Below are 20,207 nucleotides of genomic sequence, written 5' to 3' on the forward strand. Positions count from 1 at the left end.
TACTGGACTCTTCTGACTTATCAGAAGAGTCTTTTTTTTGGGCTTTTCTGAAGCTGCTCTTGGTAAGATTTTATCTAGTAACTAATAAAAATACCATCATGAGCAGAATCACAGACATCATCCACTCCGTACCCGTTGACGAATTGACAGGTTCTATTTCCGTACCAGTTTACCAAACTTCCACATTTGTTCAGGAAGCGCCAGGCATCAACAAAGGTTATGATTATGCAAGAAGCAATAACCCAACCCGAAAAGCACTGGAAGACATCGTAGCAAAATTAGAAGGTGGTGATGCTGCTTTTGCATTTGCAACAGGATTGGCTGCAATAGATGCTGTTGCCAAATTGCTCAAAACTGGAGATGAAATCATCGCTGTTGATGATATTTACGGAGGCGCATACCGATTGTTTACACAGATTTATGAGAAATTTGGCATCAAAGTTCATTATGTTGATACAACTGATGCTGAAAACATTTTGGAATTCATCAACGATAAAACCAAATTAATTTGGATCGAATCGCCTACCAATCCAACTTTGAAAATCACAGACATTCAAAAGATAGCTGAAATCGCAAAACCTTTTGGAGCTCTGGTTGTAGTGGACAATACTTTTGCAAGTCCGGTCGCTCAACTTCCATTTGAGCTCGGCGCAGATATCGTCATCCATAGCGCAACGAAATACATCGGCGGCCATTCTGATTTAGTTGCCGGATTGGTGGTAACCAAAACAAAAGAATTATCAGAAAAAATAAAATTTATACAAAACGCCACAGGAGGAATACTCGGCCCGTGGGATTGTTTTTTAGCCATTCGTGGAATTGAAACACTTGAGTTAAGGGTCAGACAACAAAGCGAAAACGCAATCAAAATTGCAGAATTTCTGACAACGAGGCATGAGGTGGATAAGGTTTATTATCCGGGATTATTAACACACAAAAATCACGAAATCGCTAAAAAACAACAAAACGGGCTGTATGGCGGCGTTGTTTCATTCAGTTTAAAAAATGATACTGTAGAGGCTGCCAATCAATTGGTTACGTCCACAAAATTTTTCAAACTCGCAGAGAGTCTGGGTGGTGTTAAGAGTTTGATTGCTCATCCGGCTCAAATGACGCACGCATCTATACCAAGAGAAAAACGTTTGGAGTCCGGCATTCAGGACTCATTGATTCGGATTTCATGCGGAATTGAGGATGTTGAAGATTTGATTCAAGATTTGGAAAAGGCGTTAACAATAAAAGAAAATTTGGTTCTTAAGGAAAACTAAAATGTTTTTTGGTTGGCTAATTCATACTGATAATAGAAAATCCTCAGGTTAATTTATGAAATAGTCGGCCAATTTTTAAAATTAGAAAGAGAAAATGAAAAAATTAAATATAGGATTATTTGGGTTTGGCGTGGTCGGTGAAGGGATTTACCAAGTTCTTTCAGAGAAATCTCAACTTCAAACACACATCAAAAAAATCGTCATTAAAGATCCGGAGAAAAAAAGAAATGCACCTGCCGAATTGTTCTCCATCGATCCAAATGAAATTTTAAATGATGAAACGATCGATGTTGTGGTAGAATTGATCGATGATGCTGATGCAGCATTTGAAATCGTAAAAACTGCATTAAACAAAGGGAAATCGGTCGTAAGTGCCAATAAAAAAATGATTGCGGAAAATCATTTGGAATTGATAGAATTACAAAGAAAAAATAAAGTTTCGTTTTTATATGAAGCAGCTGTTTGTGGAAGTATTCCCATTTTACGAAATCTGGAAGAATATTATAACAACGATTTGTTGAATTACGTCAATGGAATCGTGAATGGTTCCACCAATTACATCTTGACCAAAATGCGTTCTGAAAATCAGTCTTATGAAAACGCACTAAAAGCTGCACAAGAAAATGGTTTTGCAGAGCGTAACCCTACGTTGGATGTAGAAGGCGTTGACGCAGTTAATAAACTCTCTATCATCATTTTACATGCATTTGGTCGGTTAATTTCTCCAGATGATATTTTGAAAAAAGGCATTACGGCTTTGAAAAATGAAGATTTTAAATATGCAGCAGAAAAAGGTTTGATCATCAAACTGATAGCCGGTTGTGCTGTTGATAAATCTGAAAATATCACGCCTATCGTAGTGCCAACTTTTATTGAAAAATCCAAAACTTTGGGATTGGTAAACAACGAATACAATGGGGTTTTGATCGGCAGTGATTTGGCAGATGAACAATTTCTTTATGGAAAAGGAGCTGGCCGCTACCCTACTTCCTCGGCGGTTTTGAGTGATATTTCTGCGCTTCGATACAATTACAAATACGAATTGAGAAAAGGTATCAAAAACGGATTTCATGGCGAATATTTCGCTGAAAAGAAATTTTATGTTGGTTTCAAACCAGGACTTGATCTCGATAAATCTACTTTTCAAAACATCGAAGAATCTTACCAAAGCAAAGATTATGAATATGTTACAGGAACCATTTCACTAAACGAATTAAAAAATTCGGGATGGTTGGAAAATCCTGAAATTTCCGTAATTTCTTTTTAAAACTTAACCCTTTAAAACTTAACACTATGATAGAATATGATTTTAATTTCCTGTTGGAAATGAGTGACTTGGAATTGGTAAACCAATACAACCTATTGGTAACGCATAAACCAAATGATGATCCCGATGACAAATTAAACGATGTCATTTACAGAGCCATGCTTACAAGGTATTTAGGTAAGACTTTTAAGTCGAGGAATTATAACTTGGAATATATAAGTTCTCCACTAAAAGATGGTTTTAAGGTCATGCATTTTAAAAAACCTGTTTATTTAGAAGTGATTTTAGGAATCAAAACGCTTAAACCGATTGACTTTAATTAATTCATTTTAAAAATTTGTTCATGTTTTTCATTGGAAATTTTGCATAGAATTCTATTCCAGAACCAATTGAATAGCTGAATGCGCTGAAATGATTTCAATCAATATTTCAAAATAGGTTTTTCCGATTCCTGACTTCAAATCAGCGATTTTAAGCTGAACAAAATCCTGATTGAACAGATCAGGATTTTTTAATTTTTCTTCGTAAAAATTCAAAGTTGCTTCCAAACCCAGATCCAAACTGCTTTTTGCTGAATTTTTCCAGACGATTTCCAATTGATCAAAACCCTTTAAACTTCCATATCCACCATACAACAAATCATCAAAAGCATCCAAACTCACACCCAATTTCCAATCTTCATCTTGCATCAACAATCGGTTCAACTCCTCATAAAATCCTTCGATCGTTTGAAAATCATCACCGTTGATTTCCAATTTGAATTTTTCCATACACAAAGAAATGAATTTCCTTTCTTACCATTTGAATCATAATTAGCATCTTTACCAAAAATAAAAAATGAATAAGAAATTAGGTTGGATCATTTTCTATATACTCATCGTTGGACTAAGTATTTTCATCACCTACAAAAGATTTTTACTTTTGAGTGAACCCGAAGGGGAAACCATCATGAATTACGCATTATTTGTGTTATTTATCGTATTCACTTTCATAAATATACGCCTTTTACTTAAACATATAAGAGAATATAAAAAATGAAACTTTCCGAACTGAAAAATATATACCAAAACGAACTTCAATCGATTTATTCGAATGCTGAAATCGAAAGAATTTTCTATTGGACTGCTGAAAAAATTTTGAACAAACCCGAACATATTTTGCGATTGGCTTTGGATGAAGAATGGCGGGAATTTGAAGAATTAAAAAATCAATTTTTATTCAAATTAGTGCTGTTAAAAGAACATAAACCCATTCAATACATTTTGGGCGAAACCGAATTTTACGGAATGAAATTTTTCGTCAATGAAAATGTATTGATTCCACGACCTGAAACGGAAGAATTGGTAGAATGGATACTTTCTGATTTCCCCAATCATGAAAATCTAAAAGCCCTAGACATCGGCACCGGAAGCGGATGTATTCCGATTACACTGAAAAAAAATCGACCTGATTGGAAAATTGCTGCTTTGGATTTTTCAGAAAAGGCAATTGAAACAGCTAAAAATAATGCCAAATTCCACCAAACCGAAATTGAGTTCATTCAAAATGATTTTTTAAAGATGAATTTCAATTCGCTCGAAAAATTGGATCTGATCATCAGCAATCCGCCGTACATCGGTGAAACCGAAAAGAACGAAATGGATGAAAATGTGGTGAAATTTGAACCACATTCTGCCCTATTTGTACCCGATGAAAATCCCTTGATTTTTTATGAAAAAATCGTTGAATTCGCGAAGCAAAAATTAAAACCCAACGGAAAAATTTTTGTGGAAATCAATCAGAATTTAGCCCGTGAAACAAAAGAATTATTTCAAAATAATTTCGAAAACACGGAACTAAAAAAAGATATTTCGGAAAATTTCCGGATGATTAAAGCTTTTAATTAAAACTTGATATGAATAAACTTAAATCATTGATAATTATTTTATTAACCAATTCATTAGTTTTAGCACAAGAGATTCATCAAACCAATCCCAATGCGGCTCCTTCCATAGTTTGGGCGATGAGCAGTGAGCTGGACGATGCCTTGCTGGAAAAGGACACGGCAAGTCTTCGAAAATTACTTCATAAAGATTTAATTTTGGGACATTCCAATGGTTGGTGGGAAACAAAGGTTTCTTTGCTCAAAAATCTTCCCACCCAGAAAATTCGTTATCAGGAATTTCGAACAGTCGGTGAGCCTGAAATTCACCATGCTTCTGAAAATTTAAAAACCATTACACGAAAACTAACGGCAATTGGAGAATTGGATGATTATGATTTTGAGGTGGATTTAAAAATCATAGAAATTTGGATTTACGAAAACGAAAGATGGCAACTTCTCGCCCGTCAAAGTGTAGAAGTCGAATTTGATGAATAATTGATTACATTTGGTTTATGGTAAAACTTTTCATTTTCTTATTCCCCATATTCACACTGGCACAAACGACAAGTGTGGAGGATTTTCTGACCGCTGACACTTGGAACATCGCGTACAATATTTCTCCGGAAGGTGAAAGAGTAGATGAAGAAAGTCAGGAGAAAATCCGTTCCAATTGGGTAAAATTCCTAAAAGACGGTACTTATGAAACACCCTCCGGAATCAGCGGAAAAACGATAGGGAAATGGACTTTTAATCCGGGAACCCAAGCGATTCATTTTAACGAAAACGGTTCAAAATACCGCGCAATCGTAGATGAAATTAGCGATATCAGTTTGGTACTTCATTATGTGGACAATGGCGGATTTAAATTGGGCTTGATCCATTATGTCCACATTCCCAAAACCAAATCCAACGAAGAAACGACGCTTTTATTGACTTCCGGAAAATGGAATGTAATTTTGAAAAGATATGATGCGATGGAAGACAGAACGCCTGAGGAAAATGTAGAAAATACTTGGTATGAATTCAATCCTGAAGGAACCTATCAAAAATCGGAAGTAATAGGAGAAGAAATCGTTACATCAGAAGGAACTTGGTTCATGGATGAGAAATTCCAATTGAATTTAGATGCTGGAGAGAATACGATTTATTCAGTTGTTGGAGATAAATCCAAATTGATTTTGACTACGATTTCCGGCGGATACAACACCATCGAAATGCGAAAAGCAAAATGATCAATGCTGATGTCCGGAAATAGTCAGATAAGCTACCACAAAACCTAAAAGTACTGTCAAAACTTTTTGCGTTTTGAATTTATGGCTATCCGTACTCTCAAATAAAATCACGGTTGCGATGTGAATGAAAATTCCCGCTACAAAAGCAGAGGCTTCCACATGATAATCTGCCAAAACCGTTTCGCCAAAAACCACTCCCAAAGGCCCTGCTAATGCAAAGACAAACATAAACAATAACTGATAGATTTTTTTGATTTTCATTTGAGAGACCGCACCGTAAAGCACCATGGCTACAGGGATGTTATGAATGAATATGGCCCAAAGCAAATTATGACTATGCTGGTGCATGATGGGCATTCCTTCAAAAAAAGAATGTAAAAACAACCCGATGAAAATACTGATAGGAAAAGTTTTATTATGGTTCAAATGAACATGTCCGTGCTCTGCTCCTTTACTCAAAGACTCTACGATCATCTGGAAAAACAAGCCGCCTAATACATACAAACCAATGCTATGATCATGTACTTCATAAACCGTTGGGAAAATTTCCAAAACCGCCGTTGCAAGAAAAAAAGCGCCACTGAAAATCAATAAGAACTTACTGAGACTTTTATTTTTAACAAACAATTGCCCCAATAAACTTCCCAATCCTACGGATAGAAATAAAATTAAAATTTCAAACATCGGTGCAAAAGTAAATCAATTCGTTAAAAAATTTATCAAAGTAAATATTATTATTATTTTCGTAGCATTAACATACATAAAACATGAGAATAAGTTTATTTTTATTACTAACTAGTTTCTCCTATTTTCTATTTTCTCAATCCATCGATGTTAACCCCACAGCTGCTCCTGAAAGTAATCTCACAGCAGAGGAATTGACTTTTCAAGTATTGATCGACGGTGGAGATTGTGCGGAAATTGATAATTTTCAATTGACTGATAATTTCGATGACGAACCATATCCTAGCCCCGATAGAAGTTGGGGATATTTTGAAAGAGGAAGTTCTGATTTTCCATTTGAGTCAGGAATAGTATTGACTTCTGGTTTTGCTCGAAGAACGGAGGGGCCAGATAATGGCATTCAATCAGACGGTGAAACTGATTGGGATGGTGATGATGATGCAGATGAACTTGCCAATACTTCAACTTTTAATGCCACTATTTTTGAGTTTGATTTTGTACCTTTTGGAAATGAGATTTCCTTCAATTATATTTTTGCTTCTGAAGAATACCCAGGATATACATGTTCTCAATATAATGATGTATTTGGGTTCATCATTAGTGGTCCCGGAATCGTAAATGATCCTGGGTTAAGTGGAAAAAACATTGCGCTTTTACCAAACGATGATTTTGTTACTATAAACAATGTTAATAGAACTGACATAATACCAAACCCGATTTATGGAACATGTGGGAGTTCTGAATACTTTGTCGATGGTCCATTTCCTTATATTGAGCACGGTGGAAGAACAGTCCCATTAACAGCTTATTCTGAAGTTCAACCAGGTGAAACATACCATATTAGATTATTGGTTGCAGATGCTTATGACTATTCCTATGATTCCGCCGTATTCCTCGAAGCGGGTTCATTTAATTTAGGGGGAACTTTAGTCGATCCTTCCGGTGCTACGATTGGTGAAAGCCAGATTTTATGTGATATTGAAGAATATCCGATGACTGTAAATTTAGATGTTCCATCTGCAACTTATCAATGGAAATTGAACGGTATAGATATACCGGGAGAGACTTCAAATACCTATACTGCAACAGAATCAGGCATCTATTCTGTACTTATATTTGCTGGAGATTGCGAATCCGAACCTTTCGTAGATTTGACGTTCAGCACCACGCCTACGCTATTGGTTTCTCCTCTTGAAAAATTTATCTGTACAGAAGATGGTGTCCATGAATTTAATCTATCCGATTACGACATAGAAATCGCTGATTTGATTAATGATTTCACCTATTATGCTAGTTTTACGGGAGCTGATACTGAGGAAGAACTTCCTATTCCAGATTTAATTGAAGTAGAAACTACAGATGGCATCGTAACGGTTTATGTTCGTGTTGAAAATCCGGATGGGTGTTATAGTATTGCTGAAATCAAACTGGAAGTAGGACAAGAACCTGAAACCACACCTTTTGAATATCCTGAATGTGATGAGGATGGAGATGGTTTTGCAGTGTTTGACCTCAATGCAGAGGTTGAAAATTTAATCGTTTCAGATCCTGCTGGTTTGAACTACGAATTTTTTACAGATGCAGCAATGACGGAATTGATCGCAGATCCAGCCAATTTCACCAATACCATCGTGAATACCCAAATTATTTATGTAAGGATTTTCAATCCAACTTTGGGAGCAAAAGATTGTCCAACTTCTGAAGAAATGACATTGATCGTGGAAGAATTTCCATTGATCCAAGCAGACGAATGGTCGCTTTGTGACAACTTAAACGACAATTCGGAATTTGTGGATTTAACCCAAAATGAAATCGTACAAACTGAAGGCCTCGTTGTAACTTATGCCTATTCAGAACAAGACGGAACCATGATTACAGATCCGGAAAATTATGAAATGACTACATCTCCAACCATCATCAATGTCATGGTTACCAATGAAACCGAAACTTGTCAAGCTTCAGAAACCATTACCCTTACTTTTGATTTGGCACCTGAATTGGTCACGGCCAATTTGGAACGATGCAGCAGTGATAATTTTGCTGAATTCTTCTTGCCTGAAGCCAACGAATTGGTCATCGAAGACACAACCGATTTAATTTTTACGTATTATCTAACAGAAGCTGAAGCCATCCTTGGAGATGACGCCAATGCTCTTCCAGAAAATTTCACCAACACTATTCCTGACCAATCTGTATTTGTCCGGGTTGTAAATTTAAATGGTTGTTTCAATGTTGTCGAAGTAATTTTGGATGTCAATAACGGTCCTGCAACCGCCCCACTGAACTATCCGATTTGTGATGACAACGGAGATGGAATTGCCGAATTCAATTTGGAAACCGAAGCACCCAATCTTTTGACCGGTGCGCTTGGAACTATCGAAATCAATTATTTCCTCGATGAAGCCATGACCACACCGATTCCAAATCCGGCAACATTTGAAAATACTTCCAACCCACAGATTGTTTATATTTCCTTTTTTGACCCAACACTTGGCGCGGAAGCTTGTACAACCGTGGAAGAATTGACCCTTGTCGTAGAAGAATTTCCAGCTTTACAACCGAACGTTTGGACAGTTTGTGACAATGAAAATGACGGTTCAGAAATTATCGATTTGACAACAAACAATATCGTTCTCACGGAAGGATTGGTTGTTTCTTATGAATATTCAGAACAAGATGGAACGGCAATTGCAGATCCAATGAACTATGAAGTTACGGCTTCACCAGCCATCATCAATGTTTTGGTTCGAAATCAAGCTGAAACCTGTGAAGCAACCGAGACCATCACTATCCAATTCCTTGAAGCACCAACAGCTGTTGACGATATTTTACCATTGGTTTATTGTAGTCTAAATGAATATGCCGAATATAATTTAACAGACTTGAACGAATTTTTAGTTACAACCGGAACAGCAGGTTTGACATTTAGTTATCATTTAACTTTGGGAGATGCCCGAAATGATGTGGGTGCATTACCTGAAAATTACACCAATACTTCCCCCGATCAAATCATTTTTGTACGAATTGAAAATGCAAACGGATGTTTTGATATTGGACAAATTTTATTGGAAACCGAATTGGTGCATAATCAATTAACTGACAGCTTGATGGTTTGTGATGATCCTTATGAAATCAGTGATGGGATTGCCACATTTGATTTGACGGTTCGTCATGAAGATGTGGAAAATTCATTGGGAGGTGACAATTACACTGTCCGATATTATTTATCCTTGACAGATGCATTGTCGGACCTAAACATGATTCCAGATCCAACGCAATTCCAAAACACAACTTCTCCTCAAACCATTTTTGCAGTGGCAAGTGATGGAATGAATGGTTGTGCAGGCGTAGTTGATTTCCCTATCGAAGTCCTCTCCGTTCCAGAATTTGAATTGCCGGAATACCTCGCTTTCTGTAATTATGATGAGAAATCTTACGAATTCCTACCTTCTTTCACTTCCTATACTTGGTTGGATGCAGAAGGAAACGTCATCAGCAACCAAAATACAGTGGATTTTGACCAAGAAGGAATGTATACCCTTGAAGTTACCGGAACCGAAAATGATTGTCCAGCACGTCGCGACATCGAAATCATATTTGACAATCAACCGACGATTTTGGATGTAGAAGTAGACGGCGAAACCGTAACCATTTCGGCAACAGGTGGACTCCCTCCTTACCAATACAGCATCAACAACGGACTGACTTGGTCTGACCATTACATCATGCACAACGTTCCGGGCGGAATTTATGATTTGATCGTGAAAAGCAAGTATGGTTGCATTTCCACGGCCAAAACCTTTGGTGTTTTGGGAGTTCCAAATCTGATCACACCGAACGGAGACGGGAAAAACGACTATTGGGAAATCAGAGGTTTGGAAGCTTATCCAGATGCGCATATCAAGATTTTTGACCGATACGGTAAAATTTTCGTAGACCGAACGCTTACTGTAGATTTCAGATGGGATGGGAAATACAAAGGCGAGCCGATTCCATCAGGTGATTATTGGTACATCATCACTATAGAAGAAGGAACTCGATCAGTTACAGGGCATGTCTCGGTTCGGAATCGATTTTTGAAGGATAATTATTAAGGAAACCTCAGGATATTTTCAGATATGACTTTTCTAATTTAAATTAGCAAAATGGCTGGAAATATCCTGAAAACTCCGATTGATTACCTAAATGGCGTTGGCCCTGAACGTGCAAAAATCCTGCAGTCAGAATTGGGGATTTACCGATTTGAAGATCTATTGAATCATTTCCCATTTCGGTACATAGACAGATCTAAATATTTTAAAATCAACGAAATACTACCGACTTCCGCTGAAATCCAAATTATTGGAAAAATCAAATCCCGTCAAGAAATTGGCCAACAACGTGGAAAAAGATTGGTCGCCATTTTTCAAGATGAAACCGGCGAAATAGAATTGGTTTGGTTTCGCTTTACCAAATGGCTGAAAGAAACCATACAAAATGCAGTTGGAAAACCAGTTGTGATTTATGGAAAACCCAATGAATTTAACCGTAAATATTCCATCGTCCATCCCGAATTAGAAACACTGGAGAACCATAAATCCTCTCCTCTAAGCTTATTTCCTGTTTATTCGAGCACAGAAAAGCTTCAAAAAAAAGGAATTACTAACCGGGTGATGCAAAAACTGCAACTTCAACTATTTCAGGAAGTTCAAAGGTTAGAAGAAAATTTATCAGATGAAATCATTCAAAAGTTCAGATTCCCTAAACGATTGGATGCCTATCGGCAAATTCATTTTCCGAAAAATTTAGAAGAATTAAAACAAGCAGAAAACCGCTTGAAATTTGAAGAATTCTTTTTTCTTCAATTGGGATTATTGGTCAAAAAATTGAACCATCAACAGAAGTTTAAAAGTTTTGAATTTGATTCTATTGGAGATCATTTTAATGAATTCTATTCCAATTACTTACCTTTTGAATTGACCAATGCGCAAAAAAGAGTCGTCAAAGAAATTCGGGCTGATTTGGCGCGTCCCGTTCAGATGAATCGACTGTTACAAGGAGATGTGGGAAGCGGAAAAACCATGGTAGCGCTACTTTCGGCGTTAATCGCCATAGACAATGGTTATCAAGTTGCCTTTATGGCGCCGACTGAAATTCTCGCCCAGCAACATTATCAAGCTTTGGAAAATTATTTGGGGAAGATGGATTTGAAAATCGGGATTTTATCCGGCTCGACCAAAACCAAAGAAAGAAGGGAAATTTTAGAAGATTTGGCCACAGGGAAATTGGAAATATTGGTCGGAACCCATGCTTTACTGGAAGAAAAAGTCGTGTTTCAAAATTTGGGATTGACCCTCATCGACGAGCAACATAAATTTGGCGTAGCCCAGCGCGCTCAATTTCTGAAAAAAAATAAATTGCCTCCCCATGTTTTGGTGATGACCGCCACTCCTATTCCGCGTACTTTGGCGATGAGTTTGTACGGCGATTTGGATATTTCGGTTTTGGACGAATTGCCTCCGGGTAGAAAATCCATCCAAACGGTTCATAAAAAAGACAAAGACCGATTGGCATTGTTCAAATTTATGAAAGACGAAATCCAAAAAGGTCGACAGGTTTATGTCGTCTATCCTTTGATCGAAGAATCGGAAAAATTGGATTATAAAGATTTAATGGATGGCTTCGAGAGTATTTCTCGAGCTTTCCCTCTCCCCGACTTTGCTGTGAGTATTGTGCATGGAAAAATGAAACCGGCTGACAAAGACTTTGAAATGCAGCGATTTGTCAAAGGACAAACCCAAATTTTAGTCGCCACAACAGTAATTGAAGTGGGCGTCAATGTCCCAAATGCAAGTGTAATGGTAATCGAAAGTGCAGAAAAATTTGGATTATCACAACTGCATCAATTGCGTGGAAGAGTTGGTCGTGGAGCGGAACAAAGTTATTGCATACTCATGACCAAAGATCAATTGAATGAAGATGCTTACCAACGCATTTCTACGATGGTGAGAACCAACGACGGATTTGAAGTAGCAGAAGTCGACATGCAATTACGTGGACCCGGAAATCTCATGGGAACCCAGCAAAGTGGTGTGCTCAATTTTAAATTGGCCAATTTGACTAAAGACCAAAAAATGATGCATACGGCAAGGTTTACAGCTGAAGAATTGTTAAAAAATGATCCTCAACTTGAGAAAATTGAAAACCAAGCCATCAAAAATCATTTTCAGAAAAATTACAAAGAAACTTTGATTTGGAGTCGGATTGGATAAAAAAAATGCGTCAAAAATAAATCTTGACGCATCCTAGTTGGAAAACCAACTCATCAATCCAGCGGCTTTCGCCCCGAAATTACATTGAATAATATAACGATTACCGCAATCACCAATAATATGTGGATCAGATTTCCCATCCCCATACCATCGCCTATCCCAACAAGTCCTAAAACCCAAATCACAATACAGATTACGGCAACTAACCAAAGAATACTTCTCATAATATTTGTTTTTTGTTAATACTATCCTAAAGATACAACAATCATTCCACATGATAAAAGTCATGATTCAATTTATGGGAACTTATTTTTCTATTTCCTTATAAAATCCGGTTTTCATACATGTTTTTTTGAATCTGGATTGATTTTTAAATTGCTCTATTTTTGAAAATCGGGATGTCCTGTTTGCCATAAAATAAAAGCTGTTTTTCTGGCTTCTTCATGGAAATAGTCATCCAACTTGTTGGGCCCAAAGTGTCTGGAAGAGTAATCAACTGCCAAAAATATGGGATTATCAGAGCCAATGAAAGCCTGCATTTTTGCTGCATATTTTGCGGGTATATAGCTCGCAACACGAAGGTCGTTAAATCCTGTGGTAATGATTTGAGCAAGATATTTCACACCTTTTTTTGTTTTTTGGTAGGCGTCCATTTCCAAAAGCGCTTTGAATTCTTCTTCAATATCTTCTAACCAACGGTAAGGATCTTCAATGGTTACACCCCAAAGAGTTTCTTTATCATCTACAGTTATAGTTGTAGGATAAGCAAACTGAGCAATTCATAGATTACTCCAAAGGATCGAAATGATAAAAGTGAATTGGAATGTTTTCATGGCTTTTCGTTTTAGAGTTCATAATTTTTAATTTTAATTTTTAGTAGAGTAAAAAGTAAGGCTAATATTATTCAATATTCTGATATAAAACCACTTAGGCTCTGTATAAATATTCATCCTAATGGATAATTTATACAAATTCTAACTTGGAATTACCCTATGCTTTTCGTTTTAAATCAAAAAAACATCCCGGAAAGTTTTCCAGGATGCCTCACAAACAAACTGTAGAAAAAATCTACAATTAAAAAATTCGGTATTACTTATTTTTATATTTCAAATTCACGACAAATGCCAGTAAAAAATAGAACAAAGCAGTGAACCAAAGATATTTCCACCAAATTCCTACTTCTTGAAATGATGCTCCAAATTGGCTCATCGCGACAAATCCTTTTGCTCCAAAAGTACTGGGGAAACTCGTTGAAAGAATTTTCACCCAAGTTGGAAAAGCAAATTCAGGCCATGAAATTCCCGTAAGAAAAAGTGCCGGAATTGAAGTGAATGTGATGGATAATGCGGCATCTTCTCTCCTTTTAAAAATTCCGCGAAGCGAAAATCCCATAAAAATCACCGCCAGAAAAAACGGAATTAAATAGATGATGACATCAAAGAAATTCGCTAAAAATGGAAGGTCAAAAATAGACATGCATCCGCCTGCAATAATCGAAAACAGAAGAATACAAATCATCAAATACGCCATTGAACGCCCCAATAAAATCGGCAAAATATTAAAATTGCTTTTGTAAATAGAATGATAATTGTCGTACTCACGCATTGTTCCTTCCAAGACACCAATTCCGGTCAATAAAAGCGTTTGAATGATGATTAAGTACACCACAGGCAACAAAAACGTCGCATAACCTCCGGTTGGATTGAAAAGTGCGTTACTAACTGGTGTTACGGCTCTTCTCGTATTCACCGAATTGATGTAAGTCATACCACGACGCATGGTTGCGCTGACTTCAATCTGGGCATTGAACGTAGCCAAAGATTTGGAAACCGCAGTACTTATGCCTTTATTGATCATCATGTTCGAAGCATCGCTGTACAATGAAATCGATGAACCACGACCATAGGTAATATCTTTTTCAAAATTCTCAGGAATTAAAACAATTCCTGATATTTCTCCATGTTCAAATTGCGTTTGAGCATCTTCTAAATTGGAACCAATTCCGACGATTTTTATATTTTGCCCGGCTCCCACCATCGATGTGAAATTTCGGCTTAAAGAAGACTGGCTCATGTCCACAACACTCACCGGGATTTTTTCAGGAATTTCGTTTTGATAAACGGCAGAATAAACAAATGCCACCAAAATTCCCGTCACCACAACAGATGAAAACAAGGCTTTATCTTTAAAAAAGTGAACCAACTCCACCCGAAAAGATCGGAAAAACGCCGAAAAAAAGTGGGAAAAATTAATCTTTTTCATAATGTCCTTTTTGAAGTTTAACTCCGAATTTTGGGAGAGAAAATATTCCAATCAAAGCAAAAATGCTAAAGCCAATTAAATAATTAACGTTGGTAAATAACGGCATTCCTTTAATTGAAAGATCCGTAAACATCCTCGCATAGGAAGAAAATGGAAAAACCATATCCAAAATTTGAATTCCAACCGGCATTCCCATTGCCGGAAAAGTGTAACCGCTAAATGAAAACGCTAAGGCTGCATAACCACCACCAATGGTACAAAGTGTTCTAAAATCTGAAGCGATGGAAACGAAAAACAATCCCATCAATTGAGTAACGATAATGAATAAAAAGGTAATGATGTACACATAACTAATGGGACAATTAAGCGGAATTTGTAGATAACCAAAAAGATACGTAATCATCACAGTAGCCAGCAAAAAATATAGCAAAGTATAAGGGAGAACTTTTCCCCAATACACATTCCAAGCATTTCCGCCACGTTCATAGGTTTGTTTTCCTTGATTGTATTTCAAAATACTTCCGAGTGTAAAAATCGTTACCACCATTACGCACATTTGTAAAGCCATCGGAAATAAGGATAAACTGAGGTAATGCGAATAATTTAAAGATGGATTAAACAAAGTATGCTGATCCAAAGTCACCGGATTGGCGGATAATTTCGCCTGATCCAAAGATTGTCCTTTTTTCATCAAAACATTCACTTTTGCTGAAGCCGAAAAAGTTCCCAAGGTTTGGTTAAATGCTTTGTACAATAAACCTCCGGGTGTTAAATAATTTCCGTTATAATTCAACACAACATCCACATTTTGCCCACGTTGAATATCACGCTCAAAATTTTCCGGAATGGTGATCCACGCAAAAACTTCTCCGGTTCGGATTTGATGCATTGCGTTTTTTTCGTTGTTCACATCTGAGGTAAAATTGATCGTTGAATTGGCATCCAGTTGACGGATTAATTCTCTCGACAATCCCGATTTATCCTGATCTTGTATCGCCACCGGAATTTCGTGCAGCGCGCCGTCTCCAAAAATCGAAGCATACAAATAGAACAGAAACAAAGGCAGCCCAACGTAAGCCAAGAGGCGTTTTGGAGAATTGATCAGATTTTTTATTTCGTCTGTAAAGACATTCCAAAAACCGCTCATCACTTTATTTTTTCAGTTCTGAAGATGGAATTAAAACGCTCATTCCCGGACGGAAACCTTCAATTTTTTGTGTTGGATAGGCTTTAATTTTAAAGGTTTTCAAATCGAAATCGCCTTTGGTTTTTGTAGCCGTCCAAGTTGCAAAATCGCCCAATGGCGAAATATATTTTACCTGAAGTTGAACTTTTTTATTTCCCAAAGCCGGAATTTCTGCATTGAATTTGGCATTCATTTTAAACTGTTCCATCAAATCTTCTTTGATATTGAAAACCACCCAAATATCATTCAAATCAACAATGGTTGCCACCGGATAACCTGCGTTCACCAATTCACCAACGTTTGGAAAAATTTGTTCAATTTCGCCATCTGCAGAAGCCGTTACATTCACTTCTTTTCTATAGGTATTCACCTCAGAAACTGCACCATTGGCTTGATTTACCAATGCTTCTGCCGCCAATTTATCTTCAGTTCTAGCTCCGTTCACCGCCATTTGATAATTATTGTAGGCTGCTTGTTGTTGTTGGTAAGTCGCATTTTTATTGGCAAATGCTTCATCTCTTTTTTGCGCCGGAATTACTTTGTCCCGATACAAATTTTCCATTCTTTGGTAAGTAGAATTCGCCAGATCCGCTGCTGCTTTTGCTTGTTGCCAAAGATTGTAAGCAGCCTGAACTTGTTCGCTTCTCGTTCCGTTATTTGCTTTTTGATATTGTGCAGTAGCTGCGTCTTTTGCAGACTGAGCTTGCTGTAATTTTGCATCTAGCTCCGGACTGGAAAGCACAGCAATTAACTGACCTTTTATTACTTGATCGCCTTCTTTTACCAATTGTTGCTCCAATCTTCCGACGATTTTAGAAGCGACATGAACTTCGGTTGCTTCAGCCTGACCCTGCAGAAAATCTTCGCTCGGTTTGCTGATGAAATGAATGGAAACCGCAGCCAATCCGCCCATTATAAGCAATGCAATGAGAATATTGCTGAATTTAACCGCTTTATTTTTAGATGTATTTTTATTTGTTGACATGATTTTGATGGTGTTTGTTTGTGTGAATTTTTAAAACGTTTCAGAAGTATATTGATCACTGATGCCGCAGATTTCATAAAGTTTGGCAAGCGTAATATCGTAATCGCTATAAGCTTTCAAGGTTTGAAGGTGAATCGATGCTTGGTTCATCTGTGCATCGACAACATCGACCGAATTGGCAATTCCTTCAGAAAAAGCACGTTCACGTACACGCACCAATTCACCTGCCAAATCCTTAGAGACTTCCAGAGAAGTGATCTGTTCCTCCTGTTTTTCAAGTTCTTTGTAGTATTTGCTCACCAAAGTTCGGATATCCAATTCCGCTTTTTTTCTGGCTAATTCTAAAGTAGATTTTTCAGATTCAGCTGCGCGAACATTATTTTTAGTAGCGAAACCATCAAACAAATCATACTTCACTCCCACTCCTAAAAATAATGGATTGTCCAAAGGCAAGTTATTTGAAGCCAAAATTTTCTGGCCAAAAACAGCGACTGTTGGCAAATGATTTGCTTTTTCGGCTTTAATTTTTTGTTCTGAAAGTTGCTCCAGCAATTTCAACTTTTCGATTTGAGGGAAATTATTGGATGCCAAATCCTGATAATAATTAAGCGGCAATAAGTTTGATGAAACAAAAAACGGAGAAGAAAGTTTTTCATTTACATCCTCTACTTCCATCGTACTAGCCAAAGCTTCTTTTGCTAAATCCAAATCTTTTTTACTCGCCAACAATTCTCTTTCCGAATTGGCGACAGCCACTTTTGCCTGAAGTGTTTCTGCACCGGCGATGATACCGTTTTCTTCTAATTTTTGGGCATTATACAAGTGTTTTTGCATCCCGTCAAAAACCAATTGACGCACTTCAACTGCTTCTTGAGCCAATTTGGCTTTGTAGTAATATTCCGCCAATTCCGAAACCAATTTTTGGGTTTCAGTACGGTTTTCATTTTTGGCGATTTCGGTTTTGATTTTGGAAACATTTTGTGCTGCTTTGATTTTTCCACCCGTATAAATCGGCCATGTAACACCTAGTCCAACCATTTGGACATCGTTTTCTTGCAGCGTAAAATTCCAATTTCCTAAAATACTGGGATTTGGAATTTGCAAAAGTCCGGCTACTTGCGCACGTTTGTCGTTTAGATCTAATGCAATGTCTTTGTCCATCCATGTTGCGGCTGCAAATGCATTGAATTTAGGATAACTTAAAGCTTTTGAAGCTTTTTCATTGAATTGGCTGGTTTCCAGTTTCTTTTGGTTGATTTGGAACTGTTTGTTGTTTCCCTTCATCAAATCTTGCGCTTGGGAAAAGGACAAACCCGATTCCTGCGCAAAAACATTGGACTGAAAACCCAAAACCGCCAATAAACCAAAGAATATGGTTTTTGTAGATTTCATTTTCTAATTATTTGTTTGTGAGTACAAATTTCCAACGATAGAAAACGAAATCCTTTGACATTTGTCAAAAAGTGAAAACCGCCACGGTTGCGACGGTTTTGTTTAGATTTAAATTAGAATTGATTTTGTAGTATCCAATCAAACAATTTTTGATAAACTTTTTTTCTCACTTCCTTTCTCGACAACACCAAATCGTGGATGCCATCTTTGAAAGGAAGAATCATTACATTTCCTTGAATTTTCTGAGCATATTTTCGGATGTCTTTTTCGCTCAAAATGATATCGGAACCGAAAACTTCATCACTCATTTTTTTAGGATTTGAAGACTTTTCAGCATGCATTACCAAAACCGGAAAATTGATGCTTACTCCTTTTTTGATTTCCCTTTGGGCTTGATGAATCGCACGAATGAATCCGAAATTTACTTTTTCCGCAACATTGGGTTTCCAATCCAAATTATAATTCCATTTTCCGAAAAAATTCTGATGCAAACTTTGTCCGTACAATGGAGAAAAACCTCCATTTATTTTTTTATCGGGATAATTTTTCCCTAATCTACTGATGACGGGAATTCCGAAGGTTTCTGAAAAAAAAACCAAATTGAAATCATAAAACGGTGAATTGCACCACAATCCTTTCACCATAGGATTATCAGTTCGCGAAGCAAAGTAAGTCAAAGTCAATCCTCCTGTGGAATGTCCCGCTAAAAGTACTTTCGAATGATTTTCTTGCTCAATGATTTTCAATGCTTGGTTGATTTCGGCATCGTATTCTTTCAAATCACGAACGTTGTTCATCTTTTGACTCGGAAGCCAGGAACGACCATATTTTCTTAGATCCAAGGCATAAAAGTTAAAACCATTTTGGTTGAACTTTTCTGCCATTTCCACCTGGAAAAAATAATCATTGAATCCATGAACATACAAAACTGCCTTTTCAGATGGGTTTTCAGATAATTTACGAACTAATGTCGCCGTTACTTTTCCTTCATAATCATCAGGAAAATTTAGCGTCATTTGTTCAAAATCATTTCCTAAAATATTGGGTTGGTAGTTTTCTGAATTGATAGATTTGGTCATAAATAAAATAATTTTTAAAAATCAGAAACTTTCAAATTTTTTCCTTTGATATTTATTAAAAAATCTAAATTGAACTGCGGATACGACTAAGCGTTTCCTGCGAAATTCCGAGGTAAGAAGCAATCATTCCAAGTGGCGCACGCAATAAAATATCAGGATGTTCTGTGAGCAATTCCTGATATTTTTCTTTTGCGGTCATATGCTGTAAAGAGTGTACTCTTTTTTCCATATTAGCGAGAAGAACGCCCAAAACTCTTCGCGAAAAATTGGCAAGAGCCAAAGAGTTTTCGCACAACTCTTCCAGTTTGGAATAATTGAAATAAGTCACCAAAGAAGGTTCAATTGCATCAATATTATTATCATCAGATTGATTAAGAAAAATGGTATTTTTATTGGCAATGAGGTTTCCTTCTTTGTAAAAATTGGCCGTTAAATCTTTTCCATTTTCAAAATAAAAGGAGCGCAAAAGTCCTTTTTCTAAAAAATAAAGATTGTGATCCACAGAATTATGGGAACTTAACACTTCTCCTTTCGACAAGTGTTTTTCTGATCCAAATTGATTAATAAACTGACGAATTTCATCATCAATTTTTACATACTGAGAAATGGATTCTAGGATTTTCATCGAGGAATACAAAGCTACAATATTATTTAAAAATTTATGAAAGATTTAATATTTACAGAATAGTTTAGGTAAAATATTTGTTAAATTTAATGGTTTTAAAGAACGAAACATA

At 36.8% G+C, this 20,207-nt stretch carries 18 protein-coding genes; 8 read left to right on the forward strand and 10 right to left on the reverse strand.

Features of this window, described 5'->3' with window-relative positions:
• Nucleotides 1-98: 98 nt before the first annotated feature.
• The 3 genes from HU137_RS08905 (at nucleotide 99) to HU137_RS08915 (ending at nucleotide 2,858) form a co-directional block, all read left to right on the forward strand.
• On the forward strand, nucleotides 99-1,268 hold the full coding sequence (locus HU137_RS08905; protein WP_182043493.1) for a trans-sulfuration enzyme family protein: 1,170 nt from the start codon (nucleotides 99-101) through the stop codon (nucleotides 1,266-1,268).
• A gap of 94 nt (nucleotides 1,269-1,362) precedes the next feature.
• Complete coding sequence (locus HU137_RS08910) at nucleotides 1,363-2,535, forward strand: homoserine dehydrogenase (RefSeq protein WP_182043494.1); 1,173 nt, start codon at nucleotides 1,363-1,365, stop codon at nucleotides 2,533-2,535.
• A 26-nt stretch (nucleotides 2,536-2,561) separates the two neighbouring features.
• A complete protein-coding gene (locus HU137_RS08915) occupies nucleotides 2,562-2,858 on the forward strand; it encodes a hypothetical protein (protein WP_182043495.1) in 297 nt (98 codons plus the stop codon).
• 51 nt (nucleotides 2,859-2,909) lie between these two features.
• On the opposite strand, the gene HU137_RS08920 is transcribed toward HU137_RS08915, so the two are convergent.
• Nucleotides 2,910-3,305, reverse strand: a complete 396-nt coding sequence (locus HU137_RS08920; RefSeq protein ID WP_182043496.1) for a ribonuclease inhibitor — start codon at nucleotides 3,303-3,305, stop codon at nucleotides 2,910-2,912.
• A gap of 264 nt (nucleotides 3,306-3,569) precedes the next feature.
• Here HU137_RS08920 and prmC point away from each other — a divergent pair, with 264 nt between their 5' ends.
• The 3 genes from prmC to HU137_RS08935 are packed head-to-tail and all read left to right on the forward strand — an operon-like array spanning nucleotide 3,570 to nucleotide 5,631.
• Nucleotides 3,570-4,421, forward strand: a complete 852-nt coding sequence (prmC, locus tag HU137_RS08925) for a peptide chain release factor N(5)-glutamine methyltransferase (RefSeq protein ID WP_182043497.1) — start codon at nucleotides 3,570-3,572, stop codon at nucleotides 4,419-4,421.
• Between the two features lie 8 nt (nucleotides 4,422-4,429).
• The gene (locus tag HU137_RS08930; protein ID WP_182043498.1) at nucleotides 4,430-4,894 is read left to right on the forward strand and encodes a nuclear transport factor 2 family protein; all 465 of its coding nucleotides are present in this window, start codon (nucleotides 4,430-4,432) and stop codon (nucleotides 4,892-4,894) included.
• Between the two features lie 17 nt (nucleotides 4,895-4,911).
• Nucleotides 4,912-5,631, forward strand: a complete 720-nt coding sequence (locus HU137_RS08935) for a hypothetical protein (RefSeq protein WP_182043499.1) — start codon at nucleotides 4,912-4,914, stop codon at nucleotides 5,629-5,631.
• Here the strand turns inward: HU137_RS08935 and HU137_RS08940 are convergent, their stop codons facing one another.
• On the reverse strand, nucleotides 5,632-6,315 hold the full coding sequence (locus HU137_RS08940; protein WP_182043500.1) for a ZIP family metal transporter: 684 nt from the start codon (nucleotides 6,313-6,315) through the stop codon (nucleotides 5,632-5,634).
• A gap of 83 nt (nucleotides 6,316-6,398) precedes the next feature.
• Here HU137_RS08940 and HU137_RS08945 point away from each other — a divergent pair, with 83 nt between their 5' ends.
• Nucleotides 6,399-10,409, forward strand: coding sequence for a choice-of-anchor L domain-containing protein (locus HU137_RS08945; RefSeq protein WP_182043501.1), 4,011 nt, complete (start codon nucleotides 6,399-6,401; stop codon nucleotides 10,407-10,409).
• 51 nt (nucleotides 10,410-10,460) lie between these two features.
• The gene (gene recG, locus HU137_RS08950) at nucleotides 10,461-12,566 is read left to right on the forward strand and encodes an ATP-dependent DNA helicase RecG (RefSeq protein ID WP_182043502.1); all 2,106 of its coding nucleotides are present in this window, start codon (nucleotides 10,461-10,463) and stop codon (nucleotides 12,564-12,566) included.
• A gap of 53 nt (nucleotides 12,567-12,619) precedes the next feature.
• On the opposite strand, the gene HU137_RS08955 is transcribed toward recG, so the two are convergent.
• The 8 genes from HU137_RS08955 to HU137_RS08990 all read right to left on the reverse strand — a co-directional run bounded on the left by HU137_RS08955 (nucleotide 12,620) and on the right by HU137_RS08990 (nucleotide 20,095).
• The gene (locus HU137_RS08955; protein ID WP_182043503.1) at nucleotides 12,620-12,790 is read right to left on the reverse strand and encodes a lmo0937 family membrane protein; all 171 of its coding nucleotides are present in this window, start codon (nucleotides 12,788-12,790) and stop codon (nucleotides 12,620-12,622) included.
• A 156-nt stretch (nucleotides 12,791-12,946) separates the two neighbouring features.
• A complete protein-coding gene (locus HU137_RS08960; RefSeq protein ID WP_317169919.1) occupies nucleotides 12,947-13,345 on the reverse strand; it encodes a prolyl oligopeptidase family serine peptidase in 399 nt (132 codons plus the stop codon).
• A 310-nt stretch (nucleotides 13,346-13,655) separates the two neighbouring features.
• The gene (locus HU137_RS08965) at nucleotides 13,656-14,828 is read right to left on the reverse strand and encodes an ABC transporter permease (protein WP_182043505.1); all 1,173 of its coding nucleotides are present in this window, start codon (nucleotides 14,826-14,828) and stop codon (nucleotides 13,656-13,658) included.
• Nucleotides 14,815-15,975, reverse strand: coding sequence for an ABC transporter permease (locus HU137_RS08970; RefSeq protein ID WP_182043506.1), 1,161 nt, complete (start codon nucleotides 15,973-15,975; stop codon nucleotides 14,815-14,817). The genes HU137_RS08965 and HU137_RS08970 overlap by 14 nt, the downstream gene beginning before the upstream one ends.
• A gap of 4 nt (nucleotides 15,976-15,979) precedes the next feature.
• Nucleotides 15,980-16,999: an HlyD family secretion protein gene (locus tag HU137_RS08975; protein WP_182043507.1), complete on the reverse strand. Its 1,020-nt coding sequence runs from the start codon at nucleotides 16,997-16,999 to the stop codon at nucleotides 15,980-15,982.
• Nucleotides 17,000-17,029: 30 nt separating this feature from the next.
• Nucleotides 17,030-18,391, reverse strand: coding sequence for a TolC family protein (locus tag HU137_RS08980; protein ID WP_182043508.1), 1,362 nt, complete (start codon nucleotides 18,389-18,391; stop codon nucleotides 17,030-17,032).
• Nucleotides 18,392-18,504: 113 nt separating this feature from the next.
• Nucleotides 18,505-19,470 carry an alpha/beta hydrolase gene (locus tag HU137_RS08985; RefSeq protein WP_182043509.1) on the reverse strand — a complete coding sequence of 322 codons (966 nt, stop codon included), beginning with the start codon at nucleotides 19,468-19,470 and terminating at the stop codon, nucleotides 18,505-18,507.
• 64 nt (nucleotides 19,471-19,534) lie between these two features.
• The gene (locus HU137_RS08990; protein WP_182043510.1) at nucleotides 19,535-20,095 is read right to left on the reverse strand and encodes a Crp/Fnr family transcriptional regulator; all 561 of its coding nucleotides are present in this window, start codon (nucleotides 20,093-20,095) and stop codon (nucleotides 19,535-19,537) included.
• Nucleotides 20,096-20,207: the final 112 nt, after the last annotated feature.

Origin of the sequence: Moheibacter lacus (assembly GCF_014042165.1) — a bacterium.
GTDB lineage: Bacteria > Bacteroidota > Bacteroidia > Flavobacteriales > Weeksellaceae > Moheibacter > Moheibacter lacus.

What these genes read in the sequence shown, in the direction of transcription:
- HU137_RS08980 (WP_182043508.1), bottom strand. Translation starts at nt 18,391, where the DNA reads ATGAAATCTACAAAAACCATATTCTTTGGTTTATTGGCGGTTTTGGGT.
- HU137_RS08920 (WP_182043496.1), bottom strand. Translation starts at nt 3,305, where the DNA reads ATGGAAAAATTCAAATTGGAAATCAACGGTGATGATTTTCAAACGATC.
- HU137_RS08965 (WP_182043505.1), bottom strand. Translation starts at nt 14,828, where the DNA reads ATGAAAAAGATTAATTTTTCCCACTTTTTTTCGGCGTTTTTCCGATCT.
- recG (WP_182043502.1), top strand. Translation starts at nt 10,461, where the DNA reads ATGGCTGGAAATATCCTGAAAACTCCGATTGATTACCTAAATGGCGTT.
- HU137_RS08970 (WP_182043506.1), bottom strand. Translation starts at nt 15,975, where the DNA reads ATGAGCGGTTTTTGGAATGTCTTTACAGACGAAATAAAAAATCTGATC.
- HU137_RS08955 (WP_182043503.1), bottom strand. Translation starts at nt 12,790, where the DNA reads ATGAGAAGTATTCTTTGGTTAGTTGCCGTAATCTGTATTGTGATTTGG.
- HU137_RS08915 (WP_182043495.1), top strand. Translation starts at nt 2,562, where the DNA reads ATGATAGAATATGATTTTAATTTCCTGTTGGAAATGAGTGACTTGGAA.
- HU137_RS08905 (WP_182043493.1), top strand. Translation starts at nt 99, where the DNA reads ATGAGCAGAATCACAGACATCATCCACTCCGTACCCGTTGACGAATTG.
- prmC (WP_182043497.1), top strand. Translation starts at nt 3,570, where the DNA reads ATGAAACTTTCCGAACTGAAAAATATATACCAAAACGAACTTCAATCG.
- HU137_RS08985 (WP_182043509.1), bottom strand. Translation starts at nt 19,470, where the DNA reads ATGACCAAATCTATCAATTCAGAAAACTACCAACCCAATATTTTAGGA.
- HU137_RS08945 (WP_182043501.1), top strand. Translation starts at nt 6,399, where the DNA reads ATGAGAATAAGTTTATTTTTATTACTAACTAGTTTCTCCTATTTTCTA.
- HU137_RS08990 (WP_182043510.1), bottom strand. Translation starts at nt 20,095, where the DNA reads ATGAAAATCCTAGAATCCATTTCTCAGTATGTAAAAATTGATGATGAA.
- HU137_RS08910 (WP_182043494.1), top strand. Translation starts at nt 1,363, where the DNA reads ATGAAAAAATTAAATATAGGATTATTTGGGTTTGGCGTGGTCGGTGAA.
- HU137_RS08935 (WP_182043499.1), top strand. Translation starts at nt 4,912, where the DNA reads ATGGTAAAACTTTTCATTTTCTTATTCCCCATATTCACACTGGCACAA.
- HU137_RS08940 (WP_182043500.1), bottom strand. Translation starts at nt 6,315, where the DNA reads ATGTTTGAAATTTTAATTTTATTTCTATCCGTAGGATTGGGAAGTTTA.
- HU137_RS08975 (WP_182043507.1), bottom strand. Translation starts at nt 16,999, where the DNA reads ATGTCAACAAATAAAAATACATCTAAAAATAAAGCGGTTAAATTCAGC.
- HU137_RS08930 (WP_182043498.1), top strand. Translation starts at nt 4,430, where the DNA reads ATGAATAAACTTAAATCATTGATAATTATTTTATTAACCAATTCATTA.